General features: G+C 64.4%; 5 protein-coding genes and 1 pseudogene. 5 read left to right on the forward strand and 1 reads right to left on the reverse strand.

The genetic code is table 11. The features are described from left to right. From JOZ76_RS23300 to JOZ76_RS23320, 5 genes are all read left to right on the forward strand, one after another. Nucleotides 1–574, forward strand: a 574-nt coding sequence (locus JOZ76_RS23300) for an LPXTG cell wall anchor domain-containing protein (RefSeq protein WP_291702314.1), incomplete at its 5' end; no start/stop codon positions are given. Between the two features lie 172 nt (nt 575–746). Then, the gene (locus JOZ76_RS23305) at nt 747–1,316 is read left to right on the forward strand and encodes a class GN sortase (protein ID WP_291702315.1); all 570 of its coding nucleotides are present in this window, start codon (nt 747–749) and stop codon (nt 1,314–1,316) included. Nucleotides 1,317–1,401: 85 nt separating this feature from the next. After that, nucleotides 1,402–2,118: a DUF1614 domain-containing protein gene (locus JOZ76_RS23310; RefSeq protein ID WP_291702325.1), complete on the forward strand. Its 717-nt coding sequence runs from the start codon at nt 1,402–1,404 to the stop codon at nt 2,116–2,118. 248 nt (nt 2,119–2,366) lie between these two features. Further along, nucleotides 2,367–4,508: an acetate--CoA ligase family protein gene (locus tag JOZ76_RS23315; protein WP_441300078.1), complete on the forward strand. Its 2,142-nt coding sequence runs from the start codon at nt 2,367–2,369 to the stop codon at nt 4,506–4,508. 83 nt (nt 4,509–4,591) lie between these two features. Beyond that, nucleotides 4,592–5,455, forward strand: coding sequence for an MlaD family protein (locus JOZ76_RS23320; protein ID WP_291702320.1), 864 nt, complete (start codon nt 4,592–4,594; stop codon nt 5,453–5,455). A 101-nt stretch (nt 5,456–5,556) separates the two neighbouring features. Here JOZ76_RS23320 and JOZ76_RS23325 read toward each other — a convergent pair. Further along, nucleotides 5,557–6,259: pseudogene (locus tag JOZ76_RS23325) on the reverse strand (NAD(P)/FAD-dependent oxidoreductase); the annotation flags it as partial.

The following is a 6,259-nucleotide window of genomic DNA, read 5'->3' on the forward strand; positions in this document are numbered from 1 at the left end:
TCACGCCGACGGCTCGGTCGAGATCAACGGACATATCGGCGACCGGCCCTGGGTGATCCGCCTTGCGCTGGCACAGGCGGCCGAAGGCAAGGGCCTGTCAAAAGTCTGGGCACGGCGCAAGATCAGCGATGCCGAGGTCGCGCGCACCATGCGTCAGGTCACGCCCGATGAGGTCGACAAGACGATCTTGGCGCTGGCGCTCGAGCATCAGCTCGTCACCCGCCTGACCAGCCTGGTCGCCGTCGACCGGACGCCGAGCCGGCCCGCGGGTGAGCCGCTCAAGCTTGCCGAGCTGCCGATCAACCTGCCGGCCGGCTGGGACTTTGAGAAGGTGTTTGGCGAGCGCCCGCGTCTTCCTGCGCAGCCGGCCGAGCGGCGCGCGGACACCAACGACAGCCGTGCGCAACTTGCGTCACTGAAGCGTCCGCAACCCGCTCCGGCCGCTCGGCCCGAGACTGTCACGCTGCCGAAGACCGCAACCGATGCAGAGCTCAGCATGATCTTGGGCGCGAGTCTGGCCGCGCTCAGCCTGATCCTGGTCGCGTTCAACCGGCGTCGGAGGTTTTCGCTCTGAAGGCGCCCCCCACTCCTCCGCAGCAGCGCGCGCGGCGTACCCCGAGCGCCGCGCGCGCAATCCTTCCAACAACGTCATTCCGGGGGGCGCGAAGCGCCAATCCGGAATCTCGAGATTCCGGGTTCGATGCTTCGCATCGCCCCGGAATGACGACAACGGTTGAGCGCTCTCGATGACCCGCTTCGCGCCCCTTCTCCTCGCCCTCGCCGGGCTCCTGCTGGTCGGACACGGTGCCTACATCCATGCCAAGGCGTACGTCGCGCAGATTCTGCTGGAGCGCGCGTTCGCCGAAACGCTCGTCACCGGACAGGTGACAAAACCATGGTCGTGGGCCGACACCTGGCCGGTCGGGAGGATCGCGATCAACAGGCTGCATGTCAGCGCCATTGTGCTCGCCGGCAGCAGCGGGCAGGCACTCGCCTTCGGCCCGGGCCATGTCGAACAGACCGCCGATGCCGGCGAGCGCGGCGTCGCCGTCTACGCCGCCCACCGCGATACGCATTTCCGCTTCGTGAAGGACGTCGTGATCGGCGACGAGATCGCGGTGACGCGCAGCGACGGCAGAACGTTCAGCTATCGCGTGGATGGGACGTCGGTGGTGCGGTTCGATGCTTCCGGGATCGATGCGACATCGCGCGGCCATGAGCTGGTGCTGTCGACCTGCTGGCCGTTCGAAGCCGTCACGGGCGGCCCCGAGCGCTTTCTGGTCCACGCTGTGCTCGAAGGCCCCTCTTCGTTATGATTGCATGCCGTTTCGGTTTTGAAACCTTTCGGCCCGCAACGTATATTCCTGGGTACGGGCACAACGGCCGAAAGACTGCGCGATGATGGATTCCCAGGTTCACTATCTGCCGCTGACCCCAGGACTGTTTTCCATCCTGGTCATCATCTTTGTGGTGCTGATCATCCTGATTCAGCTGCGCATTCTGCGTTATGCCTATATGCGCCTCGGCATCGGGCCCGGCGCGGCCTTACTGGTGCTGTTCGGCTCGCTGATCGGCAGCTATTTCAACATCCCCATCACCATTCTGCCGGGACACCCGGTGAGGACCGGCGAGATCGTCGACTTCTTCGGGATGCGCTACATCGTGCCGGTGGTGACGGCGTTTCCCGGTACCGTGCTGGCCGTCAATGTCGGCGGTGCCGTGATCCCGACGCTGATGTCGACCTATCTCGTGCTGCGCTACCAGCTCTGGCTCAAGGCGGCGATCGCCGTCGTCGTGATCGCGATCGTGATCCATACGATGGCAACGCCGGTGAATGGCGTCGGCATTGCCGTGCCCGTGTTCGTGCCCGTGGTCGTCACGGCGATCCTGGCATTCCTGCTGTCGCGCGAATATGCCGCGCCGCTCGCCTATATCGGCGGCTCGATGGGCACGCTCATTGGCGCCGACCTGCTCAATCTCGACAAGATCAGCGGCCTTGGCGCGCCGATCGCCTCGATCGGTGGCGCCGGAACCTTTGATGGCATTTTCCTGACCGGCATTCTGGCCGTGCTGCTCGCTGGCATTGCCTCGCCGCCGCGGCCGCGTCCGGCCTGGTAGCGACGTCATCGCCAGCAATTGTCGCGCTGCGGAAAATGCGCGATGAGGGCGTCAGTTGCGGCCGTCTCCAAGTCTTCATAGAAAGAACAGCCGCGGTGCAGACCGAGCGCTGATCGCCGGCGAACGAAAAGAAGCAAAGCAAAGAGAAGGTCACGCCGATGGAAGCCCCGCTCACGACTGCGTCTCAAGGTCAAGTCAAATGGGCGCCGCCAGCGGAGACCAGCGATCTCGTCAAGCGCGTTCATGCGATGCTGCATCCGCGCAATGTCGTCGTGGTCGGCGCGACCGACAAGCCGGGCAATTATGCCGAGCGCATCTGGAACAACCTGATCAAGTACGGTTACGAAGGCGGCCTCTATCCGATCAATGCCAGGCGCGAGAGCGTCTGGGGGGTGACCTGCTACAAGGATTTTTCGAGTCTTCCGGAGCGACCCGACCATGTGCTGGTGCTGGTGCCGGCGCGCTTCGCCATCCCGGTGATCCGCGATGCCGCCAAAGCCGGCGCGCGGTCGGCCACCATCGTCACCTCGGGATTCGACGAGCTGCAGGATGAGGACAGCCAGCGCCTTGCAGCCGAGCTGCAGCAGGCCATCCGCGAGACCCACCTTGCGGTGACGGGACCGAACTGCCTCGGAAACCTGAGCGCGGGCGAAAAGCTGTTCACCAATATCGACGACCGCATCGTCACCATGGAACAGGGTCCGGTGGCGATCGCCGGCCAGTCCGGCGCCATCGTGATGGCGATCCGCCAGGCGCTGGAGGACCGCGGCGTCGGCATCGGCTACATGGTCACCACCGGCAACGAGGCCGGGCTGGAGACGCCGGACCTGATGGCCTATTACGCGGCCGATCCGAGCATTCGCGTCATCGTCGTCTATCTGGAAGGCGTGCGCGACACCAAAAACTTTCGCGACGCCTGCAAGGCCGCGCGCGCCGCGGGAAAGCCGGTCATCGCGCTCAAGCTTGGCGCCTCCGAGGGCGGCCGCGCCGCCGCCATGGCGCATACCGGCGCGCTCGCTGGCTCCATCGAGACGTTTGACGCGATCTCGACGCGCGAGGGGGTGATCCGGGCGCGCAACATGGACGAGTTGATCGAGACCACCGAATGTTTCGTGCATGCGGCCCTGCCCAAAGGTGACCGACTTGCGGCGGTGACGTTGTCGGGCGGCAAGCGGGGGCTATTGATCGACGCGTTCTATTCGGCCGGCCTCGATTTTGCACCGCTTGGCCGGGCCGCGAGCGATAGCCTTGCAAAGATGCTCGGCCCGGGCTCGATCGTCGGCAATCCGCTCGATGCCGGCTTTGCCGCCGTTGTCGATCCTTCCGTCTACATGCAGTCGATCAAGCTCATGATCGACGACCCCGATACCGACATCGTCATCATCGACGCCGAGTTTCCCAAGGCACCGCACGAGCTGCGCGAGCGGAACTTGCGGATCGTCAATGAGATGGCGGGCCGCGCCGCAAAACCCGTGATCTATATCAGCGCGATGTCGATCGGTTTTACCGAGTTCACGAAAAGCCTGCGCAGGTCGCTGCCAAACCTCACGGTCATGCAGGGCATGGACCGCGCGGTCACCGCGATCAAGTCGCTGATCAACTATGCGGCGCTGCCGAAGGAAGTCCCCGACATCGTCTCGAGCTCGAAGCCGGCTGCACGGGCGCTGCTGGAGAAGACATTGAAAGCAGCGCAAGGTGCGGCCCTCGACGAGGTGGCCTCAAAAAAGCTCCTGAAGGCCTACGGCATCCCGATCTCGAAAGAGGCGATCGCGCAGTCGGCTTCCGAAGCGGTCAAGATCGCCAGGACGATCGGCTTTCCCGTGGTCGCCAAGGTGGTCAGCCCCGACATCCTGCACAAATCCGATATTGGCGGCGTCGTGCTGAACCTGGGCAGCCCGGCGGAAGTGAAGACGGCATTTGACGCCATCACCGCACGGGTGAAGAAGCTGAAGGGCAAGCCGACGCTCGAAGGCATCCTGATCGCGCAACAGGTGAAAGGCGATCTGGAGCTCGTGATCGGCGCCTCGCTCGACGCCGAGATGGGACCGGTGGTGCTGTTCGGCACCGGTGGCATCGACATCGAACTCATGAAGGACGTCGCGCTCGCGGGCGCGCCGCTCGACGATGCAGAGGCCAGGGCGCTGATCGGCCGCACCAAGGCCGGCGTCAAGATCAGAGGCTATCGCGGCAAGGGGCCGCTGCACGAGGCCTCCGCCGTGAAGGCGCTGGTCGGGCTGTCCAACCTGATCGCCGATGCCGGCAGCCGCATCGCTTCCATCGACGTCAATCCGTTCCTGATCAATGCGAAAACCGGCATCGCGGTCGACGCGCTGATCGTGCTGAACAACGCCGCGGCCAAGAAGGAAGCGCACGACGCTGCCAAGCATTGAGCTTCCGCTGCCCGGGCTTTGCCCGTAAGATACGGCCTCAGGCCCGCGGCCGCTCACTTCGGCGGGCCGGTCCGAGAGGTACGATGCGCGCAAGCAACCTGGCAATCGGAACCGTGACGCTGGCGGTGATCGCCGCGGCGTTCACGGCTCTGCTCGCGGTACAGAAGCTGCGCAGCGCACAGAGCAAGAGCCCGATCCGCATCGTGTTCGACGGCGGCTCCGCCGCCGGGCTGCGCCGGGGCGGACCGGCCAATTTCGACGGTATCCAGGCCGGCGAGATCGTCTCGATCAAGCTGGAAAATCCGCGCAAGGTTGTGGTTGAAGCCATGCTGGACAACAGCGCGCCGATCCGCAAGGACACCGTGGCCGGTATCGAGTTCCAGGGCCTGACGGGACTTGCTGCCGTCTCGCTGGTCGGCGGCGCGCCGGCCGCGCCTCCGGTGCCGCTCGATGCGGATGGCATTCCGGTCCTCACCGCCGACCTGCATGATCTGGAATCGATCCCCGAGACGCTGCACAATGTCGACAAGGTCATCGTCGCCAATGCGGACGTGATCAAGGACGGGCTGTTGTCGTTCGAAAGCACCACGGCCTCGCTGCGCAGCAAGAGCGACGCGATCGACAGCATCATGGACAAGGCCGACAACGCGTTTGCGGGCTTCGATACCGTGATAGGCAAGATCGAGGGCGTGGTGCCGGGCTTTGCCGACGGCAAGACCGAAGAACTCTACGACAAGCTGCGCTCGCTGCGCGAAATGGCCGATACCTTCCGCCTGAAGTCGGCGAAGCTGATGGAAGAGGGTCGGCAGACCCTGCGCGACATCAGCGATGCCGCGGTCAAGATGGATGTTAAGCTCGACCCGCAGGCCCAGTCCGCAAACGCCCGCCTCGCCGGGCCGCCGCGACGGCCGCCGCCGCAATCACAGGCACAGCCGAAGCGGCCGTGATGTAATTAGAGCAGATGAGATGAGGTTCGATCGAACCACGTGGAAGCTGCGCTCCCTCTCCGCGCTTGCGGGAGAGGTAAACTGAGGTCGGTGCACGAACATCACTTGTACACGAACGCCTTGTCGTCGAGATCGATCGCGGGGAACTGATCCTTCTCGGCCCAATAATCCTGGTTGTGCTGCCATTCCGGCTTGTCGCCGCGCTTCGGCAACAGATGCATGTTGCGCATCATGTAGCCCGGATTGAAATTCTCCGGATCGATCCATGGCAGCAGCGGCATGTTGTGATCCTCGGGGCGCAATGCCACCTCGACCTGGCGCGCGCCCGTCTCGCTCATGTGCTTGAGCAGCCGGCAGACGAACTCCGCCACCAGATCGGTGCGCAGCGTCCAGGAGGCGCGGAAATAACCGAATACCCAGGCCATGTTCGGCACGCCGGTGAACATCATGCCGCGATAGGTCACGGTGTCGGCGAAGTCGAGCGGCTTGCCGTCGATCGCAAATGCGATGTCGCCGAGCACACAGAGATTGAAACCGGTCGCCGTGACGATGATGTCGGCGTCGATCTCCCCGCCCGACTTCAGCAAAATGCCCTTGTCCGTGAAGCGCTCGATCTCGTCGGTGACGACCGAGGCCTTGCCGCTCTTGATGCCGTGGAACAGGTCGGCATCGGGCACGAAGGCGATGCGCTGCCGCCACGGTCGGTATTTTGGCGTGAAGTGGGTCGCGACGTCATAGTCGGGACCGAGCACCGCCGTGATCTGGCCGATCAGTTCCTTGGTCACCTGATCCGGCTCGGCGACG

This window comes from Bradyrhizobium sp. (assembly GCF_019244115.1).
In the GTDB taxonomy this organism is placed as follows: Bacteria; Pseudomonadota; Alphaproteobacteria; order Rhizobiales; family Xanthobacteraceae; genus Bradyrhizobium.